This window comes from Vibrio sp. R12-SG2-ISO1 (genome assembly GCF_059834045.1).
The window spans coordinates 135,516-159,536 of the sequence record NZ_JCBDGO010000019.1 but is presented as its reverse complement, the minus strand read 5'-3'; the positions used below and the strand labels follow the sequence as shown (position 1 = coordinate 159,536).

Genomic DNA, 24,021 nt, shown 5'->3' with positions numbered 1-24,021 from the left:
GAGACAACACCTGCTGTACTGAGTCCCAAATACGCTATATTTTAGAGGTATCATACGAATTTAGTGCAATATGACAAGTGGTTGTTTGTAAGTTATTCCTTTACTGATAATACAACATTAATGCATATATTGGCGCAAATGAGATCTCGATCATGGATAATTTGTATTTAAGATGTATTATTTGGCTCATTGTTGAACAGACAACAATACACGAATGAGACAATGGGACAAAAGTTATGAATTTGACATCTCTTACCAACCCATCGCTGATCAACCTACAAACGACGTTTAACAGTCGTGATGACGCGATAAAAGCGCTTGCTGAACAACTAAACCAACAAGGCAAGCTGCATGATAAAGACGAGTTTCTCAAAGCGGTGTTTGCACGCGAGGAACAAGGCCCAACGGCGCTTGGCGAAGGCTTAGCTGTGCCTCATGGCAAGACGGATGCGGTCAAAGAGGCGGCGTTTGCCGTCGCGACCTTAAAACAGGATCTCAAGTGGCAAGGATTAGATGAAGAAGAAGAGGTGAATCTGATCTTCCTTATCGCGATTCCAAATGCAGAAGCTGGGTCGACGCACATGCATTTGCTCACTGAGCTGACGACCACATTGGTCGATGATGACACACGTGAAGCGGTCCTTAATGCGACAACAGTAGAACAAATTCTCACGCTACTCAGTAACGAGCAAGAGACACCCAAAAAACAAGACAACTTGGATACAAATGCGCCGACAATTGTCTGCGTCACTGCCTGTCCTGCGGGCATCGCGCACACGTACATGGCAGCAGAATACCTTGAGAAAACGGGTAAGAAGTTGGGCTATCACGTACATGTCGAGAAGCAAGGCGCAAATGGCATTGAAGATAGGCTCACCGCAGAGCAACTCAACAAAGCCACGGCTGTCGTGTTTGCTGCTGAAGTCGCCATTAAAGAAATCGAGCGTTTCAACGGTATTCCGCGTGTTGAAGTGCCCGTGGCAGAGCCTATCAAGCATTCTGAGCGTATTTTGCAACAGGCTGTCGAAGCAGGTAAAAAAGGTATCGGGGCTGAGCGCACTATCGCGACCGACGATAAACCAAAAAAACTACCACTGAAAACCGAGCTTAAACAAGCGCTGCTCTCTGGTATCTCTTACGCGGTGCCTTTGATTGTGGCTGGCGGTACGGTCCTTGCTGTCGCTGTTCTTATCGCGCAAATTTTTGACTTGCAAGACTTATACGCCACCCAAGATTCTTGGCTTTGGATGTACCGCAAGTTGGGCGGTGGCCTACTAGGGACACTTATGGTGCCTGTGTTAGCGGCGTATACGGCTTACTCATTGGCGGATAAACCCGCTCTCGGTCCCGGTTTTGCAGCGGGTATTGCCGCGAACTTGATTGGCTCCGGCTTTCTGGGCGGTGTCGTTGGCGGTTTGATTGCAGGTTACGTGATGCGCTGGGTGAAAGAGAACATTCGTCTCAGCCCTTCATTTAACGGCTTTTTGACCTTTTATCTCTACCCTGTCATCGGTACGCTCGTTGCGGGTTCTTTGATGTTGTTTGTGATTGGTAAGCCAGTCGCATGGTTAAACCAAGGGCTCACAGATTGGTTGAACGGTTTATCTGGTACTAATGCGTTGCTGCTTGGCGCGGTCATTGGTTGCTTTGTCTCCTTTGACTTGGGTGGGCCGGTCAACAAAGCCGCTTATGCATTCTGTCTAGGCGCGATGGCAAATGGTGTTTATGGCCCATACGCTATCTTTGGCTCGGTCAAAATGGTATCGGCGTTCACTGTTACAGCGTCTACGCTTCTTGCTCCTCGTCTATTTAAGGACTTTGAAATAGAAACGGGCAAATCCACTTGGCTGCTTGGCCTTGCTGGCATCACGGAAGGCGCCATTCCTATGGCGATCGAAGATCCTATCCGAGTGATTGGCTCCTTCTTACTGGGTTCAGTGGTGACAGGCGCGATGATTGGCGCGGCGGGGATCGGCCTCTCCACCCCAGGAGCGGGTATCTTCTCTCTCTTCTTACTTCATGATTCGGGATTAGGTGGCTTTACCGCCGCGGCTATCTGGTTGGGCGCAGCGCTCATTGGTACAGCCATCTCGACTATCACTCTACTTATGTGGCGAGCACATGCGGTAAAAAAGGGCAAATTTGAAGCCCAGGTCGCTCAGTAAGCCGCACTCTCTCTAAATAAAAATAATAACTCAGGGCACAGGATAACTGTGCCCTCATTTAGCACACCTATTCCCTTGGTATACAACGAATTCAACACTGCAATGCAGTTCGAAAGGTACACAAAATGACTACATCACGCGTTCATATTACTCCTCACATGCACTGGGATCGCGAGTGGTATTTCACCACCGAAGAGTCACGCATTCTTCTGATCAACAATATGGAAGAAATCATGCAACGTCTGGAGAGCGATCCCGAGTACAAGTATTACGTACTGGATGGCCAGACCGCCGTACTGGAAGACTACTTCGCGATCAAGCCGGAAAACAAACAGCGCGTTCAATCTCTTGTTGAAGCGGGCAAACTGATTATTGGTCCTTGGTATTCGCAAACCGACACGATGCAAGTATCGGGTGAATCGATCGTTCGTAACATGCTGTATGGCATGCGTGATTGTCTGGCGTTAGGGGAGCCAATGAAGATTGGCTACTTGCCCGACTCATTCTCCATGAGCTCACAACTGCCTATGATTTACAACGGCTTCGGAATTGACACCGCCATGTTCTGGCGTGGTTGTTCTGAGCGTCATGGGACCAACAAGACTGAGTTTGTATGGCAGTCTAACGACGGTTCTGAAGTTCTGGCACAAGTGCTGCCATTAGGTTACGCGATTGGTAAATACTTACCTCAAGATGAAGCAGGTTTGCGTGCGCGTCTTGATAAATACTTCCCGGTATTGGAAAAGCCATCAGTTACCAAAGATATTTTGTTACCCAATGGCCATGACCAGATGCCGATCCAAAAAGACATCTTTGATGTGATGGACAAGCTGCGTGAGATCTACCCTGAGCGCGAATTTATGATGAGCCGCTTTGAGGAGGTGTTTGACCGCATTCGTGAGGAACGCGACAACCTAGATACCGTCAAAGGCGAGTTTAATGATGGAAAGTACATGCGTGTTCATCGCACCATTTCTTCGACGCGTATGGACATCAAACTGATCCACGCTCAGGTTGAGAACAAGATTGTGAACATTCTTGAGCCCTTAGCTTCTATCGCATGGACACTCGGTTTTGAGTATCACCACGGTCTGATTGAAAAGATGTGGAAAGAGAGCATGAAAAACCATGCACACGACTCGATCGGCTGCTGTTGTTCTGACAAGGTGCATGCGGAAATCCTCAACCGTTATATTCTCGCGGATGATATGGCGTCGAACCTCATCAACTTCTACAAGCGCAAAATCGTTGATCACATGCCTGAGCGCGAAGGGTGTGACAAGCTTGCGCTATTCAACTTGTCGCCCTATGAGCGCGATGAAGTGATCAACACCACGATTACGATTCGTGCCGATGCGTTTAACTTGTTTGATGACCAAGGCAAACCGGTTGAGTACTACATCCAAGATCAGCGTGTGATTGACCCTGGCAAGATTGACCGTCAAATCGTTCATTACGGCAACTACGATCCGTTCATCGAATATGACATTCAAATCAAACACGCCGTTCCTGCAATGGGTTACACGACATTGCATATTGAAGCCAACCAAACCGGCACACAAAAAGGTGTGGATACCCCAGATCAGGCGCAGGTGATGGAAAACGAGTTTTACCGCATCCAAGTCAACGGCAACGGAACACTGACTATTTTTGATAAAGAAACGCAGATGACGTTTGATCAAGTGCTGCGCATTGAAGATGGTTCGGACGATGGTGATGAATACGATTATTCGCCGTCGCGCAAAGAGTGGTTACTCTATTCTGATGAGTTTGAAGCCAACACGTCGGTAAAACATGAAGGATTCCAGTCCGTTGCAACCATCGAAACTCGCATGGCGGTACCCGCAGATTTGACAGAACGAGAGGCTCGTAGCGGTCAAAATGGCTATGTGCATGTCCAGTGCCAAGTGGTGCTTGCGCAGGGCTCTCGCCGTATTGATGTGCGCATGCTGGTGGACAATCAAGCCGACGACCATCGAGTTCGCGTGTTGATTCCAACGCCATTTGTTTCAGAGCACGTTGTGGCTGACAACCAGTTTGGTTTGATTACTCGTCCAACGAATGACCCAGCGATGGCGGTGTGGGAGCAAGAAGGTTGGAAGGAAGCGCCTGTTCCTGTCTATCAATTGATGAATTTCGCTGCCGTGGAAAATCAGGCGGGCGGTATGGCCATCATGACTAACGGTTTGCGCGAGTTTGAAGTGATCGCAAGCCAAGGTGACGATCAGCGTGACACTTTCGCGCTCACCTTGCTTCGTGGTGTGGGTGTATTGGGTAAAGAAGAACTGTTGCTGCGTCCTGGTCGTCCATCAGGCATTAAAATTCCTACGCCAGACTCCCAAACCCGTGGACCGTTGGAGTGCCATTTCGCGCTGTATGGATTTGCGGGCAATCACATTGACGCCAACATCATGGCGCATGCACGCGATAACGTCACACCGATTGAGTGCTACAACAAGATTCCTTACAACGCAATGAAGTTGAATGTGGGTGAGCAAGACAAGCCGTTAACTTACTCACTACTGAGCAAGTCTCAACAAGGTGCGGTGCTCAGTGTGTTGAAAAAAGCGGAAGACGAGGATGCCTTAATTCTGCGTGTCTATAACCCAGCAGAGAGCGGTGAGATAGAAGACTGCGTGTCATTCACGCGTCCAGTCCGTTCATGGCGTGAAACAGGCTTGGATGAGCAAGTGAAAGAGAGCGAAGTCGAAATGCAATCATTCGCGACGCTTCAAGCCTGCCAAGCCAAATCGTTCCAAGTGAAATTTTAACTCGGTCGTGAACCCAATGAGCCTGCGTTCTCGCAGGCTCTTGTTAAGCTGTTGTGAGAAGCATCATGTCGATTTTTAAACTAGAAAACGTCATTCAAAACTACGCTTGGGGAAGTAAACATGCCATCTCCAAGTTGTTTGGTATTCAGAACCCTAACGATGAGCCGCAAGCGGAAATTTGGATGGGTGCGCACCCAAATGGCTGTTCTAAAATTGCCGCCACGGGAGAGTTGCTGTCAGAGGTGATAGCGAAAGACAGCAAAGGCATGTTTGGAGATTATACGGCTGCTCGTTTTGGTGAGTTGCCCTATCTGTTTAAGGTACTGGCGGCAGAAACGCCGTTGTCGATACAGGTCCACCCGAGCAAAGAGAGAGCACAACAGGGCTTTGAGAGAGAAAACGCCTTGGGTATTGCCCTCGATGCGCCAAACCGTAACTACAAAGATCCGAATCACAAGCCGGAGTTGGTGTATGCGTTAACCTTCTACAAAGCCATGAATGGTTTTCGTCCTATCGCAGAGATCATCGCGCTGTTTAACGAAGCCAACATATCGTCACTAAGCCAAGAATTGGCGCAGCTTAAGCAGCAACCCAATAGCGATTCGCTCAAGTGCTTTTTTAGCGCGATTATGTCACTCGAGGGCGCTGCGAAGCAGTTCGCGCTTGAAGAGCTGTATGCCGCGATTGAGCGCCCTGCAAAAACCGCTATGTCACGTGAAGCATTTCAGTACGTTGCGGATTTTAAACAACACTATAAAGATGACATTGGCTTGTTCTCACCCTTGTTGTTGAACACGGTTGAGTTGGCGCCTGGAGAGGCGATGTTCTTACATGCGGAAACACCTCACGCCTATGTACAAGGGACAGGGCTGGAGATCATGGCAAACTCTGATAACGTTCTACGCGCGGGGCTGACGCCGAAATACATTGATGTTGCAGAGCTGATAGATAACACGCGTTTTGAGCCTATTGATCCTCGCCACATTAAGCTAGAGCCCGTACTTAAAGAGGGCAAGTTGAGTTATCCGATTCCTGTCGATGATTTCGGTTTTGATGTTCTGTCTGCGACGGATGAAGTGAAATCCATCTACCTGCGCAGCGCAGAAATCTTATTTTGTGTTGAGGGTGAAGCGGTCATCAGTGCCAATGATGAACACGTCACTCTGCGTCCAGGAGAGTCGGTGTTTGTCAGCCATAATTCTAACGTTTACCAATATCAAGGGAACGGTATCTTGGCTCGTGCTTACAACTAGTGCCCCCCGGACGGTTGTCAGTAATAAAGGTACCAGAGCCTAAACGGATAGGTTCTATTTAGGCTCAGTATTGGTTTGATGGTCGCTCACAACTCTGTCGAACGCAGTTTGACCATGCCGCCGCAAGGCGGTTTTTTTACGTGTTGGATTCCGGTCATTCTCCGCGTTCAAAGCAGCGCTTTTATCTCTTCCAACTTGGCAACAATCGCACTCTTGTCCAAGGGCTGGGCGACTTTCATCGCGCTACTCTCTCGTTGGAGGAGGGTAACAGGTACGGTGATCTGGGTACGCTGGTGAGGGTCGCTGTTGTCACTCTTAATCGCGATCTTGACCGCTTGTTGACCAATGGTGAAAAAGTCTTGCTCGATAGTGGTGAGGGCAGGGGTGAAATAGGCGCTGTCCTGTTGACCATCAAAGCCCACCACCGAAACGTTATCGGGTACACAAATACCATGTTCATTGAGGGCGCAGAGAACGCCCAGCGCCATTTGGTCACTGGCCACTAAGACCGCATCGAATGAGAGACGCCTTGCAAGGGCGGTTTTGATGGCCAAATAGCCGCTCTCAGCCTGCCAGTTCCCAGTTTCACACAGCACTACTTGCGCTTGATGGTTTGAGAGGGTCTCTTGCCAGCCTTGTAAGCGTAGGGATGACGCCGTGGACTCTTGTGGCCCTGAGATCAGCACAAAACGCTCGCGACCACAGTGAATCAAATGCTGGGCCGCAAGACTTGCACCCTCATAGTGAGCGGCGCACACCGAGTGGACTGGCGTATCGGGCGGAACGTCGATAAAGACTAAGCGAAGCTGCGAGAACTTCTCGACCAAGTGCACCGCTTGGCCACTATCTAATGGGGCATTGATAATGATGGCGTCCACTTGCTGCGCCATCAGCTCACGAATGGCGCTTTTCATCGCATCCATGTCTGTCTGGCTGACCACAGAGAGTGCGGTGCCATAACCCAACTGTTGCGCCTGTTGGCGAATGCCACTGTCAATCAGTGCCACGCCATGCAACGAGAGATCCAATGACACCACGCCCACCATATGACTTTTCGCTCGGCTGAGCATTTGTGCGCCCTTGTTGGGCACGTAGCCCAACGCCTTGATCGCTGCGTTGACTTTATCGCGTGTGGCAGGGGAGACACTGTCAGCACCATTGGTGACACGTGAGACAGTCTGCGTTGATACACCGGCCAATTTTGCGACATCTTTAAAGGTGACGGACATAAAAACACCACTCCAATATCATGAACTTAATGTGATCATAACACTACACTTTTGTTTCCGAAAACAAATTGAAGTGGTGCACAGTCTTGTCAGTGCGAGGTTTATATTGATCACATTTATAGGCGGGTTTTGTCGATTTACTAGTGAAAATTAGCACAATGAACCTATTCATTATGTTTGCGAAAACATCAAGAGGGTGTATGAGCCAATTTATTCATTTATCAAGTCAACAACACAGCGTGATCATTAAAGTGGATCGCGTTCCTGAGATTCTTCATTGGGGAGCGAAGATTGCTCAAATCGATGAGGATTTACTGCTCTCTACCGAGCGACCGATATCTCAAGCTCGACTGGATGTCGATGTGCCTTTGTCCTTGTGTCCTGAACTCGGTAGTGGGCACTTTAATGCACCGGGTATAGAAGGGCATCGTGATGGAGAGGACTGGGCTCCGGTTTTTCAGGTGACTGGAGTTTCTCATAACGATCACAGTGCGACCTTTGAGCTCAGTGATGATGTGGCAGGGCTCGCGCTGACGATCGAGTTACAACTGGATCCTGTCAGCGATGTACTGCAAAAACGTGTTGCGGTGAAAAATGTTGGCGCATCAACTTATTATCTTGGCAAGCTCTCGTCGACCCTACCCTTGCCGAATCACGCGAATGAACTGATGACCTTCCACGGCCGTTGGTGTCATGAATTCCAAACTCAGCGTCAGCGTTTTGAACATGGTGGTTTTATGCAAGAGAATCGCCGTGGACGTACCTCTCACGAGAATTTCCCAGGCTTGTTTGTCGGAACCAATGGCTTTAGCGAGCAGCAAGGTCAGGTGTGGGGTGTTCACCTCGGTTGGAGTGGCAACCATCAAATGCGCGCTGATGTGCGAAGTGACGGACGCCGTTTTGTTCAAGCGGGTGAGTTGCTGCTCTCTGGTGAAATGCGCTTATCGCCCGGCGACGTTTACCAATCTCCTTGGCTCTATGGCGTGTACAGTCAAACCGGTCTCAACGGTATTTCTGAGCGCTTCCATCAGTTCGTGCGCTCTCATATTGTGCGTTTTCCTCAAACCAAGCCTCGTCCAGTGCATCTGAATACGTGGGAGGGCATCTATTTTGACCACAAGCCGGAGTACATCATGCAGATGGCCAGCGAAGCGGCAGAAATGGGCGTGGAGCGATTCATTATTGATGATGGCTGGTTTGTGGGCCGCGACGGTGAGCGAAGCGCCCTCGGAGACTGGTATCTGGATGAAAACAAATACCCCGATGGGCTCGAGCCAGTGATTGCACACGTTAATGATAAGGGCATGGAGTTTGGTTTGTGGGTGGAGCCTGAAATGGTGAGCCAAGATTCCAATCTCTACCGCGCACACCCTGATTGGGTGCTGGGTTTACAAGGCTATCATCAGCCGTCAGGTCGCTGGCAGTATGTGCTAGATCTGCAAAATCCGCGCTGTTTTGAGTACCTCTATGACAGGCTTAACGATCTATTAAGCCGCTACAACATTACCTATCTTAAGTGGGATATGAACCGTGAATTGGTTCAACCTGGCCATCAAGGCAAACCGGCGGTGCATGGCCAAACCAAGGCGCTTTATCGCTTGGTGGATAAGTTAATTGAGGCACATCCAACGGTGGAGATTGAGTCCTGTTCATCGGGCGGTGGACGAATTGATTTTGAGGTCTTAAAACGAACCCATCGCTTCTGGGCGTCAGACTGCAACGATGCGTTGGAGCGTCAAACCATTCAGCGTGGCATGAGCTACTTTTTCCCACCGGAGGTGATGGGGGCGCACATTGGCCCGGCTGAGTGTCATTCAACCAACCGTCGTCACAGCATCAACATGCGTGGTGTGACTGCTTTGGGAGGACATATGGGGGTTGAACTTGATCCCGTGTCGGTCAGCAAAGAAGAAAAAGCCGCCTTTGCGCACTATATCGCGTTGCATAAACGCTATCGCCATTTGTTGCATCACGGCCGCTCATTTCGCATCGACCCTGCTGATGATCGCCAGCACATCTATGGCGTGGAAAACGGCGACGAAATGCTGCTGACGGTGTGTCAATTGGCGATGCCAAATCACGCGCTACCTTCGCCGCTGCGTGTCAGTTGTGTGGATGAACACGCGCGTTATGAAGTGACGATCGTCGAAATGCCGCAAACCAGCTTCCAACTGATGAAACAAAGACCGAAATGGTTGGATAAGACGCTGAAATTAAGCGGCGACAACCTCAAAGAAATTGGTGTGACTTTACCCATTTTAGATCCGGAATCGGCGTTGATTGTCCATCTGAAAAAGACCCATTAACGTCACAAGTTTACCATCACGCTAGACTTTGCACTGCTGAGCTTCTGAGCAGACCCCCGGCACGGTTTAGCGTGATCCCCTACATAACGAAAAAGCGATCCCCAAGCGCTAATTAGAATATTTCAATAATGAAGGAAACAAGATGTCTATAACCGTACTGCTGTCGTTTTTGCTGTTTACGGGCTTTGTGGTGGTATTTACCTACAACAAAGTGCGTAACGATAAGAACAATTCTGAAGAAGGTTTCTTCCTCGGTGGACGAAGCCTTACCGGTGGGTTGATTGCTAGCTCACTGATTTTAACTAACCTCAGCGCCACCAGTTTTGTCGGCATGAGTGCCCAATCCTATACCCACAACATGAGTGTGATGGGGTGGGAAGTCGCGTCCGGTGTCACCTTGGTGATCATCGCGCTACTGCTGGTCCCGCGATACCTTAAACAAGGTATTACCACCATTCCTGATTTTCTCGAAAGCCGCTATGACATGTCGGTGAAAAAGTTCGTTACCTTACTCTTCCTCTGCCAATATGTGATTAACATTCTCCCGACCACCTTGTACGCTGGCGCAGTGGTATTGGGTGAGATATTTGATGTGCAAGGCTTGCTCGGTATTTCTGAGTTTGGTTCGATTGCGTTGATCTCCGCGACCATAGGTGTACTCGGGTTTTTCTATGCCATTTATGGTGGCCTGAAAGCGGTGGTGATTGCCGATACTATCAATGGTGTTGGGCTGATTGTTGGGGGATTGATGATCCCAGTGTTTGGCTTAATGGTGCTTGGTGGTGGCAGCTTTGCCGAAGGGTTGGATATTCTACTAACGGCGGCGCCAGAGAAGCTGCAATCGGTCGGTACCGAAAGCGATCCACTGCCGTTCTCAACCCTATTTACGGGTTTGTTGCTGGTGAACCTTTACTACTGGGGAACGGATCAATCGATCATTCAACGTGCATTGGGTGCAAAAAACCTCAAAGAGGGTCAAAAAGGTGTGATTTTGGCCGGTGCGATTAAGGTCATTTCGCCGCTGTTTTTGATCATCCCCGGTATCATTGCGTTTCACATGTTTGGTGCCGATGCGGGCAACCCAGACTCAATGTACACGCGCCTTGTCAATGAAGTGTTGCCTAAGCCATTGGTAGGGTTCTTTGTTGCGGTCATGTTTGGTGCGATATTGAGTACCTTCAATGGGGTACTCAACAGCTCAACCACGCTTTTTGCACTTAACGTTTATAAACCTTTGTTTGGCAGAGATAAAAGCGACGAGGAGCTGGTGGGCAAAGGACGTGTGTTTGGTGTGTTGATTGCTATCGTCTCGGTTTGCATCGCGCCATTTATCATGTACGCACCGGAAGGTTTGTTCCAATACTTGCAGATGGTTGCGGGCTTCTTTAGTGTGCCGATCTTTACTATCGTGTTTGTCGGTTACATTTCTAAACGTGTGCCTGCACTGGCGGCGAAATTGGCATTGGTGGTGTTTGTTTCATCCTACGCGGCCATGCAGTTGGTGTTCGATACGCCGATTCACTTCCTGCACCAACTGGCCATTCTATTTGTTGTTTGTACGGCGTTGATGTTCATCATTGGCCGTTTTGCTCCTCGTGACACGGACTACGAGATGCCCATCAACGAGTCAATGGACGTGACACCGTGGGCATTCCGCTTTGAAGCGTCAGCGATCATCTTATACATGGTGTTGGGTGCGTATGTGATGTTCTCGAATGTGGGTTTTGTCTCAAATGACCCGACGGTAATGCAGGTGTACGGTGTCTGTGGTTTGGTGATGCTGGTCGGTATCGCTTTGAGAGTCGCCAAGCGCCGTAAATCGACGTTGCTAACCACTCAAACAGAGTAACCGCCTCGTGACTGTTAACAAATAATAAAATCCCCCGCTTATCAATGGATAGGCGGGGGATTTTATTATCTGAATTTGCCTGCTTGTTGGGCGAGACTTAAGCGATTTTCGTCATCTTATCGACGGAGAAACGCTCCACCATGCCCTCAACTTCGGCGCCGTAGGCTTGAAAGTGCGCGCTGGCGGCGTGCGCTTGCAGTGCTTGCTCGGATTGCCAGATTTCATACACAACGAAATGGGCAGGATTGTCGTTGTTTTTGTGCAAATCGTAGCAAATACACCCTACTTCTTTGCGAGTTTGCGTCACTAACTTGGTCAGAGCGCCTTCTACCTGTTCAATATCGTTCGCTTTGGCGATCACATTGGCGACGACAGTAACGGGTTGTTCAGTCATTTTGATGCCTTACAACGTGGTGATTACATCGTCTAGCGCCAAGCGCGCTTTAGGCAAGCCGTGGTTATAGTCTTCACCGTCTAGGTGGTAACCCATCGCAAGTGCGACTTCGACCACGTGACCGTCGAGCTCTTGTTTAAACTCTTCACCAATCAATGCCGGGTCCACTCCTTCCATTGGCGTAGAATCAATGCCAAGGCGAGCTAAGGTGTGAAGAATATTGCCCAGGGCTAGGTAGACTTGGGCTTTGGTCCAGTGACCATTGAAGCCGGTCTCATCGGTGTTCATGTCAGCAAACGCATAGGCACCCATAAACGCATCGTACATGTCAGCAGGTAGGTGGCCCGAGGTAACTTCAGCGTCAACACGTTTGGCGAACTTCTCCTTGGTGAACTTAGGATCGTAAGCAAACAAGATGGTGTGTGAGGCCGCGGTCGCATGCGGTTGGTTGAATTGGTGCATGTTCGCGAACGTATTATGAAAACGCTGCTTCGCTTCGTCAGACTCAACAATGATGAACTTCCAAGGTTGAGAGTTGATTGACGAGGCCGATAAACGCAATGCTTCTTTGATCACCGCCATATCTTCTGCCGAGATACGTTTGCTCGGGTCGTATTTTTTCGCGGTGTAACGAGAGTTCAAATCTTGAATGATTGGGTGAGTCATGTTGGCTCCTAAATTGTCTATGTTGTACTGATGACTAGGGCTGATGTTCACAATGGTCAACCATCACTTGGCCCGCTTATCAAAAGGTTGTCTGCGCTGCGTTGAGGCAGCGAAGCGATGGCGTTACTATAAGCGCGGTCTATGAATGGAAAAAGTGTCATCCTGTCCAATCACTTTGGACTCAATCGTCCATAATCTTTCTAGGACACTGAAAAAATAAGGAAAAATGACTGATGTCTATCAAAGGGTTCCACCATGTCGCCATTATCTGCTCTGACTATTCGACGTCGAAAGCGTTCTACACTCAGGTGTTAGGATTTGAAGTGATCGCGGAAAACTATCGAGCGGAAAGAGCCTCCTACAAACTGGATTTGGCTTTGCCTGGTGGTGGTCAAATTGAGCTCTTTTCCTTTCCATCACCGCCTGAAAGACCAACCCGACCTGAAGCGCGTGGATTGCGTCATTTAGCCTTTGTCGTGGATGACGTTGAGGCGTATGGGCAATATTTAACAGAGCAAGGGGTGGAGGTGGAACCCATCCGAGTGGATGAGTTCACAGGTAGAGCCTTCACATTCTTTCAAGATCCCGATGGTTTACCGCTGGAAATCTATCAAGCTTAGTGGTGCTCATCGAGGAGCAGGGCATCAAATCGTGGGTTGCCATGTAGCCCCTCTAGATCCGGCTCCGTATTGATCAACTCTCGAATCGACGGACTTGATTCAATCGCCAATTCCAAATCCAGAATCGCCTGCTCTTCAATCCCCAAACGAGAGTAGGCACAAGCACGCTGATAGAGTGCAGGGCCATTATTGTTGTCGAGGTTAAGGACACGATTACATAGACTCAACGCCCAGTGGTACTCGCGAATTTCCATCGCTGCATCCGCCTTGTAGGTCAGCGCTTCAAGATCGCCCGGTCGCATGGTCAAGATCTCATCATACACATCAATTCGCTGCTCGGCGGTCGGCATACTTTGCGCCCTTAGCCATAAATTGTGGATTTCATTGATCTTCTCAATCTCTTTGTTGTTTTCACTGATCACGCGCGTCTTACGTTTTAGATCGCGTTCCAATGCACTGAATTTCTTCTCGTACTCTTTGGCAATCGCATCGAGTCGTTTGTCGGCCATGTCTTTGGTGTTGTGCTTGAACTCTCGCAGAGATTGCCAACCAACAAAGGCAATCAACGACGCGACACCGGCGATGATGTAGAAAAAATAGGTCACGGTGACGTTGGCGTAGTTGAGGGATTTGTCGGCCACTTCGAGTTCTCGGTCGGTAATTTGAACCACCAAGCGGCGCTCTAAATCTTGTTGATCTTGGCGCAGAGCTTTGAGCTCATCGAGGATATAGCGCTCCATTAGCGGGCGATCGAGCATCTCGGAGTCGGAGTATTTTTCTTGCTCCGCGAGGGTAGGGAAACTCAGTGAGAGGAGCATGAGAAAACTAATTAGGGTTCGAATCATCGGGGGTTCCAATCGAGTCACTTAAGATAAATATAAGCATAGTTAATCATAGACGCGCGCGACATGATACTCCGAATGAAATAATTTAGTGCACTAACCATTGTTAAACTTTATGTGCAATTTGGATTTATGTGATTTTTATCACAAAAATGCGGTTGATTCGGCGCCAAATTTGATTTTTGGTGCCCGATTTTGCTCATAATAATGGCGAATTTAATTAGAGTTCAAAGGAAATGTATCTGCACATGATTACGTCAGCGCCCTGGGTTATGTATCCGGAAATTACACAACCCCAACGCCCAACGTGGCGGTTTAGAGAGCCGAGTGATACCGATGGCGACCAGATTTTCCAACTCATCAAAGATTGTCCGCCACTGGATGTTAACTCTTCGTACTGTAACTTTCTTCAGTCTACCCACTTTGCGGACACCTGCATTTTGGTTGAGATTGATGATGAGGTGGCTGGATTTATCTCTGCCTACCGCAAGCCACAACAGCCAGATGTGCTGTTTGTTTGGCAAGTGGCGGTATCGAGCGATCACCGAGGTAAAGGCATCGCTTCGAAAATGTTAGACCGCCTGCTCGCTCGCGACACCTTGTCCGACATCAACGCGATAGAAACGACGATAACAAAGAACAATACGGCGTCGTGGATGTTGTTCGAAAAGCTGGACAAACGTCATGGCAAGCGCGGTGAGATTTCGGTTTTCTTGGACCAAAACACCCATTTTAAAGGGGAGCACGATACTGAGTATTTGTATCGCATCCCACTTTCTCGTGCTCACGCACACTCGTCCCAATAAATAATTGAGGAACCCAAACGGTCTTATTATGGATATTTTTAATAAGCAAGAATCAAAAGTACGTTCATATTCAAACAACTTTCCGGTGGTATTCACCAAAGCCAAAGGTTGCTGGCTAGAAACTGAAGGGGGCGAGCGCTATCTCGATTTCTTAGCCGGTGCGGGCTCATTGAACTATGGCCACAACAACCCGGTACTAAAAATGGCCTTGTTGGAGTACATCGAATCTGATGGCATCACGCATGGTTTAGACATGCACTCCACCGCCAAAGCGGCGTTTCTTGACGCGTTTAATCGCATCATCCTTGCGCCGCGTGAACTCAACTACAAACTGCAGTTTACTGGCCCAACGGGCACAAACGCGGTAGAAGCCGCGCTCAAATTGGCGCGTAAAGTGACAGGACGTAGTTCGATTGTCGCCTTTACCAACGGTTTCCACGGCTGTACTGCTGGGGCACTGGCTGCAACGGGTAACCAGCATCATCGACAAGAAATGGGCCAAATGCAGAGCCAAGTGACGCGTATTCCATTTGATGGTTATGCCGATATTGATGGCTTAAAACTGTTTGAAACCATGCTGCAAGATAACTCAAGCGGTATGGATAAACCTGCCGCTGTACTGCTTGAAACCGTACAGGGTGAAGGGGGGTTGAATGTGGCCTCTAACGCTTGGCTACAAAAACTCGACGCACTGTGTAAAGCCAACGGCATTCTACTGATTGTTGATGATATTCAAGCGGGCTGTGGCCGTACGGGCACCTTCTTTAGTTTCGAACCTGCGGGGATCACCCCAGATATCGTGACGCTCTCGAAGTCGATTGGTGGTTACGGCTTACCGATGGCCGTCGTGTTGCTGCGTCCGGAACTGGATATTTGGAAGCCTGGTGAGCACAACGGTACGTTTAGAGGTAACAACCATGCCTTCGTCACCGCAGCGAAAGCGCTTGAGACCTACTGGGCCGATCCACAGTTTGAAGCCCACGTGAAAAACTGCGCCGACAAAGTGACGCAATTGACTACTCGCAGCTTGAAGCGTCACCCTAACTTGTTTGAGCAAGTGAAAGGTCGCGGCATGATGCAGGGTATCGAGTGTGTCAACGGCGACATTGCCAGCGACATTGCGAAGCACTGTTTTGAGCTCGGCATGGTGATCGAGACAGCAGGGCCTGACGATGAAGTGGTGAAGTTTTTCTGCCCGCTGACCATCACAGAAGAAGAACTAGAACAAGGTCTGCGCATCTTTGAAGAGGCAGTTCAACGGGTCGCGGTTAAGCAGTTCAAGCAAGCATCTTAAGCTCAAAACAACGTCGTACCGACCCCATTCGGTTGGCAGAAAAAGAAAGCGAAAAGGAACAGAGAATGATAGTCAGAACCTTAGATGAATGTCGTGATAGTGAACGTCGAATCGCGACGGATAATTGGGAAAGCGTGCGTATGTTGCTCAAAGACGACAACATGGGCTTTTCTTTCCACATCACGACGATTTACGAAGACAGCGAAACGCACATCCACTACAAAAATCATCTAGAGTCTGTCTACTGCATGAGCGGTAAAGGTGAAATTGAAGTCGTCGGTGGTAAGACATACCACATTGAGCCGGGTACATTGTACATCCTCGATAAGCACGATGAGCATTACCTGCGCGCCTACAAAGGGGCCGACATGGTGATGGCCTGTGTCTTCAACCCGCCACTGACAGGCGCAGAAGTGCACGATGAAAAAGGGGTCTATCCCATCGCAGATTAGGGGCAATGAGCAGGAACAACGCACCTAATCCTAACCATTAAATCGAACGAAAGGCGATATTATGACTTATACCGTAGAGAAAATCGGCGGTACCTCAATGACGGCATTTGATGCCGTGCTAGAAAACATTATCCTGCGTCCCAATAGGGACAACCTCTATAATCGAGTGTTTGTGGTGTCCGCGTATGGCGGCATCACGGATGCGCTGCTGGAGTGTAAAAAGACCAGCAAACCTGGGGTGTATCAGCTGATCGCGAAACGCGATGACAGCTGGAGCGATGCACTGGCAGAGGTTGAGCAGCGCATGCTGCTGACCAACGAGCACATGTTTGCCGACCCCATGAACCGGATGCGCGCGGACAAGTTCATTCGCTCGCGTATTTCTGAGGCGCGCAACTGCATCTCAAATATTCTGGAAACGTGCCAATACGGCCAGTTCACTTTGCGCCACTACTTGCCTCAAGTACGTGAATTTTTGGCGTCAATAGGTGAAGCGCACAGTGCATTTAACACGGCGTTAAAACTGAAAAATATGGGCATTGAAGCGCGTTTTGTTGACCTCTCAGGCTGGAGCTCTGACAAAGTCGAGAGCTTAGATGAGAATATCCTCAACGCCTTTAAAGAGATTGATGTCAGCCAAGAGCTCCCCATCGTCACGGGTTATGCGTCATGTAAAGACGGCCTGATGTCGACCTTTGATCGTGGCTACAGCGAGATGACGTTTAGCCGCATCGCCACACTGACCAATGCGGATCTCGCCATTATCCACAAAGAGTATCACCTTAGCTCGGCGGACCCTCGCGTCGTTGGTCCTGAGAAAGTGTTGCCAATTGGCCACACTAACTATGACGTGGCGGATCAGTTGGCAAGTCTCGGGATGGAAGCCATTCACCCGAATGCAGCGGCTGGGCTGCGTGAAAGTGGTATCGAGCTGCAAATAAAGAACACGTTTGAGCCCGAGCATCGTGGCACTCTGATTTCTAACCAGTTCCAGCCAACGGCGGACAAAGTGGAAATTATAGCCGGTAAGCAGAAGGTCTTTGCGCTGCATCTCTTTGACCAATCCATGGTCGGCGAAGCGGACAACTTCAGCTACGAGCTGATGGAGATCATCTCGGATGCCCATGTCAGCTTGATTGGTAAAGAGATGAACGCCAACTCTATTACCTATTATTTGGGCGGTAACAGCGATAGCCTGAACAAGGTGTTGTACAAAGCGGAAAAACGCTATCCGAATTCAGAAATCAAAGGCCGAATGGTGGCGCTGATTTCGGTGATTGGTTCGCAAATCGATACCAACAAAGCGTTAGCGAAAGGAGTGAGCGCTCTCATGAACGCTGACATTACGCCTTACGCTTTGCACTCGTCGATGCGTAACGTCAACGTGCAGTTTGTCGTCAGTGATAAGGAGTACAAAGCGGCGATTTGTGCCTTGCACGAAGAGTTTTTCGACAACCAGCTACAAGGTATGGCTCCCCGCGACACGAAAGTGGCGTAATCTAAGTCTCACCTTCCCCTATCGAGCAGGCATCGCCTGCTCTTTTTGTATCTTAACCCTCTCTTAACCCCGCCTTGTTTACTCTTACCGTTATCAGATGGGAGAGATGTAAGCATGACCTTTCGAACAACCTTAATCAGCCTTGTCGTGGCGAGCCTTCTGGGATGCAGCTCAGGCAATCGCACCGATTACGTAGACCAAGCGCAAACCAGCAATGAGCAGGCCATCGAACAGCTCGTCAGCAAGTTGGTGGATGAACAGTCACCAAGTGATGAGCCTTTGCAGGCGATCACCGATTTGGTGAACATTCCAGCGCTAGCGCCCTATTTAGCGGCGGCGATGGAGAATAATCCCAGCCTTCAACAAAGTATTGTTGCCCTGAAAATGGCGTATGCGCAGCACGGTATCACCGCGGCGGACCAATGGCCGACACTGAGTGCTGGGTTGTCTGCTGAGCAAACAGAAGGCAGTGATGAGAGCTACACGGGTGAGCTTAATGTCAGTTGGGAGCTGGATATCTGGCGTCAGTTGGCGGATAGCAGCGCCGCCGCGCAGAAAGACATCGCCGCCACACAGGCGAGCTTGCAGGCGGCAAAAGATCTGCTTGCGGCCAACGTGATGCGGGGCTGGCTTGAAATCAGCGTCAATAAACAACTGTTGGATATAGAGCAGCGACGCTTGGACATTCTCGAAAACAACGAAGTGCTGGTGCTAGAGCGCTACAAAGTTGGGCTAGGCAGTCTAGAAGAGCTCGACAGTGCAAAAACCAACTCATCTTCCACGCGCGCGACCGTGGCGGAATATCGAGAGAACCTAGCCCAAAGTCAGCGCAACTTAGCACTGCTCACTGGGCTGCGTGCCCCTCAATTGAGTGGGGACGAAGTGCCGGCGGTATTTGCGACGGTGCTCAATCCGCTCGACAGTCTGGGTGTACAAAACATGGCTGGTCGACCTGATTTACAGCAAGCCTTTTACAACATTGAAGCGGAAGCACTGCGCACCGATGCCGCTTACAAAGCGATGTTGCCCTCATTTAGTCTTTCAGCCAGTTTGACCGACCTAGCGCAAACCCCGAGTGAGGCGCTACTCACCAACCCTGTGTGGAGCGTGTTGGGTCAGATATCAGCGCCGATTTTTCAAGGTGGTAAGTTGAAATCTCAAGCGGAGTTGGCCGAGCTGACCACCGAGCAAACCTACTGGGTTTACCAGCAGACACTCCTTGATGCCGTAAGTGAAGTAGAAACCGCTGTCGGCCAAGAACATGCTTTGGAGAAGCAGCAGCAACATCTCGAGAGCGCGTTACAGAGCGCGCGCCGCAGCGTCGAAAGTTATGAACAAAAGTATCGAGAGGGGCTGGTGGATATTTTTGACCTTCTCACTGTTCAGCAGCAAGCCTACGACATCGAAGCGCAACTCACGAGCGCCACTTACCAGCGATTGTTAAACCGAATTGATTTGGGCCTCGCGCTAGGCCTAGGAGTATCTTGATGAAAAAAAATGCACTGACCCTAGCCGTGACGTTGGTTGCCGCGGGTTCGATTTTTGCCGCTGTTGCCTACAATGGCAGCCAACTGGCGCCGCCCAAAGGCCCTGGAGAGCCCCCCGCGCAGGAAGCGCAAAGGGTACAACCAGAGCAAAGCGCATCGGCCAGTCGCGTGCTGTCACAAGTTGCGATACAGACCACTCAAGCCCACCGCTATCAGGCGCAAATCACCAGCTACGCAGAGGCGCAGCCGAGATACAACCTCAGTTTCACCAGTGAGGTCAATGGCCGCGTGGTGAGCTTGGCTGATGATTTTGAAACGGGGAAAGTGGTGAAAAAAGGTCAGGTCCTTGCCACGCTGGATAATACGCAATACCAGCAAGCGGTCGCGAGCGCAGAAGCGGACGTCGCGGCGGCAAAGCTTGCCTACCTAGAAGAGCAGCGTGAAGGTGAACAAGCCAAGTCAGAGTGGCAACGCTCTGGATTATCCGGTGAACCAAGTTCCACCTTGGTGCTACGTGAACCCCAACTCGAGAGTGCTAAAGCGGCATTGGATAACGCAGAAAAAACCCTCACGGCCGCGAAAAAAGATCTCGAGGACACCCGCATTCGTGCCCCATTTGATGCGCTGATTGTGGCCCGCTCTATTCAGCCGGGCAGCTACGTCTCGACTGGCGATAGCATTGCGACGCTCTACAGCGTGGATCGTGTTGAAGTCGAGTTAGCCTTGTCGGAGCAACAGTGGTTGACCTTACAAGCAGACGGCCAGAGTGATGTCACGCAGTGGCAAGTTACGTTGACGGACAGTCAAAGCCAACACCAATGGCAAGCGCGCGTCGATCGCGCTAACCAACATATCACAGAGACCACGCGCCAGCGTTCAGTGATTGCGGTGGTGGAACGTCCTCTTGATCAGGCGTCTCCGCTGTACCCGGGTACATTTGTCAAAGCAACTTTAACTGGGCCTGAGGTCGATAACCTTTGGCAAATTCCAGCATCTGCGTATTCGCAGCAGGGGGAAGTCTGGATGGTCAACCAACAAGGCAGCCTGGTCAAAGCTGCCGCAACCAAGCGATTTGAGCGAAACAATTTCGTCTATATTGATCCGCTGAGCGAAGAAGCGGCTCAAGTGGTGATGCGTCCCTTGAGCAGTTTTCAAGTCGGCATGAAAGTGTTGGCTAATGAGGAGGGCAAATCATGAGTCAGTCGAATCACTCTACGGGTGTGATTGCGTGGTTTGCTCGCAACCCAGTGGCGGCCAACTTATTGATGATGGGTGTCATCATCGTGGGGTTGTTTTCCGTCAGTTCGTTGCGTAAAGAGGCATTTCCTACTCTTGAACCTGATGTGGTCAGTGTTGCTGTCAGCTATGACAGTGGCGATCCGGTTCAGGCGGAAGAAGGGATCGCGATAAAAATTGAAGAAGCGCTGGAAACCGTACCGGGCATCAAACGCATTACCTCGACGTCGGATTCGACTGGCAGCTATGTGTCGATTGAAAAAGAGAGCAGTTACGATCTGGATACCTTGCTGACGGATGTCAAAAACGAAGTGGATGCCATCAACAATTGGCCAGCGGAAGCGGACAATCCGGTCATCGAAAAAGCACGTCGTCAGGATCATGCGATTTGGGTGCAACTGTATGGCGATGCGGACCGATCGACATTGCAGACCTTGGCTCAAGATCTGAAATCCGATTTGTTGAGTGAGAGTGCGATCAGCGATCTCTCTATCAACGCAGAGCTAGAGCGGATGATTTCGGTGGAGGTGGATGAGCAGGGTTTGCAGGCCTATGGCTTATCACTCACGGATGTCTCGGATGCCATCAACGCAGAAAGCGCGACGGCCATTTCGACCAGCCTACGCAACAGCGAAAAAACCGTGCGACTTAAAGCGTCAGAGCAAGCGTATCAAGTGGAAGATTTTCGCCAAATTCCCATCATTACAACTCAGTCAGGCGCACAGATTCTACTAGGCGATATTGCCACGGTCAGCGACACGTTCGAAGAAGATAGCTACTCGTTGTCCCGTTATAACCAGCAAAATGCTATCGGCATCCAGATTTTGATGGATGACAGCAGTGATGTGGTCAACATTGTTGAGCAGGCCAAACAGGTGGTTGAGCAGTGGCGAGCAAGTAACGTATTGCCTGACAATGTCGACATGGAAACTTGGTATGACAAAAGTACCATGATCAAAGAGCGTCTATCACTGCTTGCCACCAACGCGCTCACCGGTATTGCGATGGTGTTTATTGTGTTGGCGCTGTTTCTTAACCTGCGCGTGGCATTTTGGGTCGCAGCTTGTTTGCCCTTTGTCTTCTTTGGCACCTTGTTTTTTATGACCGACTCGTTCGTTGGGCTGACCATCAACGAGATGACCACCTTTGGTTTCATCATGGCGCTCGGCATCGTTGTGGATGATGCGGTTGTCGTGGGCGAGAGCATTTACGCGACCCGCCGAGCTGAGGGGGACACCATAGAGAGCACTATTAAAGGCACACTCAAAGTGGCGGCGCCGACCGTCTTTGGGGTTCTGACCACTGTGGCTGCCTTTTTGTCGATTGCCGCCATTGATGGCAACATGGGCAAAATTTATGCGCAATTTGCCACCGTGGTGACCATCTGTTTATTGCTCTCATTGGTGGAGTCTAAGTTCATTCTACCGGCGCACCTTGCGCATATTGACACTCACCGGAAAGACAACAAAGGGATTTGGAACCGCATTCAAAGCGGCGCGGAGCGAGGGTTAAATGGCTTCAACCAACGCGTGTATAAGCCGCTGATTAAAATCGCACTGCAATTTCGCTATGCCGTCGTACTCAGCTTTTTGGCGTTATTCATTTTAGTGATTGGTATGCCGCTCACCGGCGCCGTGCGCGTTGCGTTTTTTCCAGACATCGCCGGCGACACCGTCTCGGCTGAAATGTCGATGTACAACGATGTCAGCTTTGGTCAAACCGAAACCAATTTACTGACCCTCGAGCGCCATGCGCTTACGGTGGATGCCCAATTGCGAGGCGAGAGCGATACGTCGGCGATTGCCAGTCTACAGGTGTCGGCCACGGCCGACCGCTCAGGCTCTATCCAAGTGGAACTAGCGCCAGAGGCGCCGTATAACATTGATGAGTTTGCTGATGCATGGCTGGCGATGTCGGGTAACATGGAAGGGGTTAAAAAGCTCAGTATTCGCTCTCATCAGGAGATGGTGGACAACTTTAAAGTCGAACTCAAAGCGAGTAGCGACGAGATTGTGACCGATGCCGGGAACCGAATGAAAGCGGCACTTCAATCGATTGGCGGGGTGAGTGGTATTGATGACAACCTCGATTTAGGTGAGCCGCAGTATCGATTCGAACTGACAGAGCAAGGCCGTGCAATGGGCATGGATACCGCAAGCCTGTCTCAGCAAGTCTTACAATCGTTTGGTGGCGACATTGTACAGCGTTTTCAGCGGGGTAAAGACGAAGTCAAAGTCCGGGTCCGTTACCCTGAGGGTGAGCGTCAAACGTTAGCGGACATCGCGCAATCAAGCGTGCGAACCAGCGATGGTACGGTGGTGCCCTTGTCGGCGGTGGCGAAGGTGTACTCGGATTATCAGCCGTCAGAGATCACCCGTATCGACAACTTACGTGCGGTGTATGTCAGTGCCTCGGTGGACAAAGATATCCTCGCCTCGAATGAGTTAGTCGCACAACTTGAAAACACCTTGGTGAAGACACTGAAAGCGGATTATCCGACGCTCAAAATCGACTTTACCGGTGAAGCTGAGCAGCAAAAGGAGTCCACCGACTCAATGGAGTCGACGTTCGTGCTGGCTCTGATCGTCATTTTTGCGCTGCTTGCGATTCCACTCAAGTCGTACGTTCAGCCCTTGATCATCATGGTCGCCATTCCGTTTGGGATTGTTGGCGCTATCTTGGGTCACTGGTGGAACGATTTGACCATCAGCATCTTGTCACTGAATGGGGTGTTGGCACTGAGTGGCGTCGTGGTTAACGACAGCTTGCTCCTCGTTTCTCGTTACAATGAGCTGGTCAAAGAGGCCAAACTGTCGGTATCAGAAGCGATTGAACAGGCATGTTCAGGTCGACTGAGAGCGGTGCTGCTCACATCCGTGACCACGTTTGCGGGCCTTGCGCCGCTGTTGAGTGAGACATCGATGCAAGCGCAATTTTTGATCCCTGCCGCTGCGGCGCTGGGTTACGGCATCTTGTTTGCTACTTTGATCACTTTGATCTTAACGCCATCGCTGTTGATGATTGATCAGGATGTCAGATCGCTCTTGTTGGCACTCAAGCAGCGCATCAGTGGAGCGGGACGTCGAGTTACTCAACAAGTGAACTAGGCTATGATTGTCTAAGCCCTTATTATGTAAAGAATGAACATCGATG

Annotated in this window: 17 protein-coding genes; 13 read left to right on the top strand and 4 right to left on the bottom strand. The window is 50.1% G+C overall.

Annotated features, from left to right (window positions below):
• Window positions 1-236 precede the first annotated feature (236 nt).
• The 3 genes from mngA (at window position 237) to manA (ending at window position 6,189) form a co-directional block, all read left to right on the top strand.
• Window positions 237-2,165: a PTS 2-O-a-mannosyl-D-glycerate transporter subunit IIABC gene (gene mngA, locus AC6R10_RS13955; protein ID WP_500672601.1), complete on the top strand. Its 1,929-nt coding sequence runs from the start codon at window positions 237-239 to the stop codon at window positions 2,163-2,165.
• Between the two features lie 125 nt (window positions 2,166-2,290).
• Window positions 2,291-4,936, top strand: coding sequence for a mannosylglycerate hydrolase (gene mngB / locus AC6R10_RS13950; protein WP_500672600.1), 2,646 nt, complete (start codon window positions 2,291-2,293; stop codon window positions 4,934-4,936).
• Window positions 4,937-5,001: 65 nt separating this feature from the next.
• Window positions 5,002-6,189 carry a mannose-6-phosphate isomerase, class I gene (gene manA / locus AC6R10_RS13945; protein ID WP_500672599.1) on the top strand — a complete coding sequence of 396 codons (1,188 nt, stop codon included), beginning with the start codon at window positions 5,002-5,004 and terminating at the stop codon, window positions 6,187-6,189.
• A gap of 167 nt (window positions 6,190-6,356) precedes the next feature.
• On the opposite strand, the gene AC6R10_RS13940 is transcribed toward manA, so the two are convergent.
• Window positions 6,357-7,418, bottom strand: coding sequence for a LacI family DNA-binding transcriptional regulator (locus tag AC6R10_RS13940; RefSeq protein ID WP_500672598.1), 1,062 nt, complete (start codon window positions 7,416-7,418; stop codon window positions 6,357-6,359).
• A gap of 200 nt (window positions 7,419-7,618) precedes the next feature.
• On the opposite strand from AC6R10_RS13940, the gene AC6R10_RS13935 reads away from it, so the two are divergent.
• Window positions 7,619-9,724, top strand: coding sequence for an alpha-galactosidase (locus AC6R10_RS13935; protein WP_500672597.1), 2,106 nt, complete (start codon window positions 7,619-7,621; stop codon window positions 9,722-9,724).
• Between the two features lie 142 nt (window positions 9,725-9,866).
• Window positions 9,867-11,573 carry a solute:sodium symporter family transporter gene (locus tag AC6R10_RS13930; RefSeq protein ID WP_500672596.1) on the top strand — a complete coding sequence of 569 codons (1,707 nt, stop codon included), beginning with the start codon at window positions 9,867-9,869 and terminating at the stop codon, window positions 11,571-11,573.
• 97 nt (window positions 11,574-11,670) lie between these two features.
• Here AC6R10_RS13930 and AC6R10_RS13925 read toward each other — a convergent pair whose 3' ends face one another.
• Both AC6R10_RS13925 and AC6R10_RS13920 read right to left on the bottom strand, forming a co-directional pair.
• Window positions 11,671-11,967, bottom strand: coding sequence for a putative quinol monooxygenase (locus AC6R10_RS13925; RefSeq protein WP_487902761.1), 297 nt, complete (start codon window positions 11,965-11,967; stop codon window positions 11,671-11,673).
• 9 nt (window positions 11,968-11,976) lie between these two features.
• Window positions 11,977-12,633, bottom strand: coding sequence for a nitroreductase family protein (locus AC6R10_RS13920; RefSeq protein ID WP_500628203.1), 657 nt, complete (start codon window positions 12,631-12,633; stop codon window positions 11,977-11,979).
• A 233-nt stretch (window positions 12,634-12,866) separates the two neighbouring features.
• Between AC6R10_RS13920 and gloA2 the strand changes: the two genes are divergently transcribed.
• Window positions 12,867-13,253, top strand: coding sequence for an SMU1112c/YaeR family gloxylase I-like metalloprotein (gene gloA2, locus AC6R10_RS13915; protein WP_487902759.1), 387 nt, complete (start codon window positions 12,867-12,869; stop codon window positions 13,251-13,253).
• On the opposite strand, the gene AC6R10_RS13910 is transcribed toward gloA2, so the two are convergent.
• Window positions 13,250-14,071: a tetratricopeptide repeat protein gene (locus AC6R10_RS13910; protein WP_420378219.1), complete on the bottom strand. Its 822-nt coding sequence runs from the start codon at window positions 14,069-14,071 to the stop codon at window positions 13,250-13,252. The two genes, gloA2 and AC6R10_RS13910, sit on opposite strands and share 4 nt — an antisense overlap.
• 272 nt (window positions 14,072-14,343) lie before the next feature.
• Between AC6R10_RS13910 and ectA the strand changes: the two genes are divergently transcribed.
• The 7 genes from ectA (at window position 14,344) to AC6R10_RS13875 (ending at window position 23,975) form a co-directional block, all read left to right on the top strand.
• Entirely contained in the window at window positions 14,344-14,901 is a 558-nt protein-coding gene (ectA, locus tag AC6R10_RS13905) for a diaminobutyrate acetyltransferase (RefSeq protein ID WP_487902758.1), read from the top strand.
• A gap of 28 nt (window positions 14,902-14,929) precedes the next feature.
• Window positions 14,930-16,195 (top strand): diaminobutyrate--2-oxoglutarate transaminase, encoded by a 1,266-nt coding sequence (ectB, locus tag AC6R10_RS13900; RefSeq protein WP_500672595.1) that lies wholly within the window; start codon window positions 14,930-14,932, stop codon window positions 16,193-16,195.
• Between the two features lie 65 nt (window positions 16,196-16,260).
• Window positions 16,261-16,647 carry an ectoine synthase gene (locus AC6R10_RS13895; RefSeq protein WP_334553271.1) on the top strand — a complete coding sequence of 129 codons (387 nt, stop codon included), beginning with the start codon at window positions 16,261-16,263 and terminating at the stop codon, window positions 16,645-16,647.
• A 61-nt stretch (window positions 16,648-16,708) separates the two neighbouring features.
• Window positions 16,709-18,145 carry an aspartate kinase gene (locus tag AC6R10_RS13890; protein ID WP_334553273.1) on the top strand — a complete coding sequence of 479 codons (1,437 nt, stop codon included), beginning with the start codon at window positions 16,709-16,711 and terminating at the stop codon, window positions 18,143-18,145.
• A gap of 114 nt (window positions 18,146-18,259) precedes the next feature.
• Window positions 18,260-19,633 carry a TolC family protein gene (locus tag AC6R10_RS13885; RefSeq protein ID WP_500672594.1) on the top strand — a complete coding sequence of 458 codons (1,374 nt, stop codon included), beginning with the start codon at window positions 18,260-18,262 and terminating at the stop codon, window positions 19,631-19,633.
• Window positions 19,633-20,829 carry an efflux RND transporter periplasmic adaptor subunit gene (locus AC6R10_RS13880; RefSeq protein WP_500672593.1) on the top strand — a complete coding sequence of 399 codons (1,197 nt, stop codon included), beginning with the start codon at window positions 19,633-19,635 and terminating at the stop codon, window positions 20,827-20,829. The genes AC6R10_RS13885 and AC6R10_RS13880 overlap by 1 nt, the downstream gene beginning before the upstream one ends.
• A complete protein-coding gene (locus AC6R10_RS13875; RefSeq protein ID WP_500672592.1) occupies window positions 20,826-23,975 on the top strand; it encodes an efflux RND transporter permease subunit in 3,150 nt (1,049 codons plus the stop codon). The genes AC6R10_RS13880 and AC6R10_RS13875 overlap by 4 nt, the downstream gene beginning before the upstream one ends.
• Window positions 23,976-24,021 lie beyond the last annotated feature (46 nt).

What these genes read in the sequence shown, in the direction of transcription:
- AC6R10_RS13885 (WP_500672594.1), top strand. Translation starts at nt 18,260, where the DNA reads ATGACCTTTCGAACAACCTTAATCAGCCTTGTCGTGGCGAGCCTTCTG.
- ectA (WP_487902758.1), top strand. Translation starts at nt 14,344, where the DNA reads ATGATTACGTCAGCGCCCTGGGTTATGTATCCGGAAATTACACAACCC.
- mngB (WP_500672600.1), top strand. Translation starts at nt 2,291, where the DNA reads ATGACTACATCACGCGTTCATATTACTCCTCACATGCACTGGGATCGC.
- AC6R10_RS13935 (WP_500672597.1), top strand. Translation starts at nt 7,619, where the DNA reads ATGAGCCAATTTATTCATTTATCAAGTCAACAACACAGCGTGATCATT.
- mngA (WP_500672601.1), top strand. Translation starts at nt 237, where the DNA reads ATGAATTTGACATCTCTTACCAACCCATCGCTGATCAACCTACAAACG.
- AC6R10_RS13920 (WP_500628203.1), bottom strand. Translation starts at nt 12,633, where the DNA reads ATGACTCACCCAATCATTCAAGATTTGAACTCTCGTTACACCGCGAAA.
- AC6R10_RS13910 (WP_420378219.1), bottom strand. Translation starts at nt 14,071, where the DNA reads ATGCTCCTCTCACTGAGTTTCCCTACCCTCGCGGAGCAAGAAAAATAC.
- manA (WP_500672599.1), top strand. Translation starts at nt 5,002, where the DNA reads ATGTCGATTTTTAAACTAGAAAACGTCATTCAAAACTACGCTTGGGGA.
- AC6R10_RS13875 (WP_500672592.1), top strand. Translation starts at nt 20,826, where the DNA reads ATGAGTCAGTCGAATCACTCTACGGGTGTGATTGCGTGGTTTGCTCGC.
- AC6R10_RS13890 (WP_334553273.1), top strand. Translation starts at nt 16,709, where the DNA reads ATGACTTATACCGTAGAGAAAATCGGCGGTACCTCAATGACGGCATTT.
- ectB (WP_500672595.1), top strand. Translation starts at nt 14,930, where the DNA reads ATGGATATTTTTAATAAGCAAGAATCAAAAGTACGTTCATATTCAAAC.
- gloA2 (WP_487902759.1), top strand. Translation starts at nt 12,867, where the DNA reads ATGTCTATCAAAGGGTTCCACCATGTCGCCATTATCTGCTCTGACTAT.
- AC6R10_RS13930 (WP_500672596.1), top strand. Translation starts at nt 9,867, where the DNA reads ATGTCTATAACCGTACTGCTGTCGTTTTTGCTGTTTACGGGCTTTGTG.
- AC6R10_RS13925 (WP_487902761.1), bottom strand. Translation starts at nt 11,967, where the DNA reads ATGACTGAACAACCCGTTACTGTCGTCGCCAATGTGATCGCCAAAGCG.
- AC6R10_RS13940 (WP_500672598.1), bottom strand. Translation starts at nt 7,418, where the DNA reads ATGTCCGTCACCTTTAAAGATGTCGCAAAATTGGCCGGTGTATCAACG.
- AC6R10_RS13895 (WP_334553271.1), top strand. Translation starts at nt 16,261, where the DNA reads ATGATAGTCAGAACCTTAGATGAATGTCGTGATAGTGAACGTCGAATC.
- AC6R10_RS13880 (WP_500672593.1), top strand. Translation starts at nt 19,633, where the DNA reads ATGAAAAAAAATGCACTGACCCTAGCCGTGACGTTGGTTGCCGCGGGT.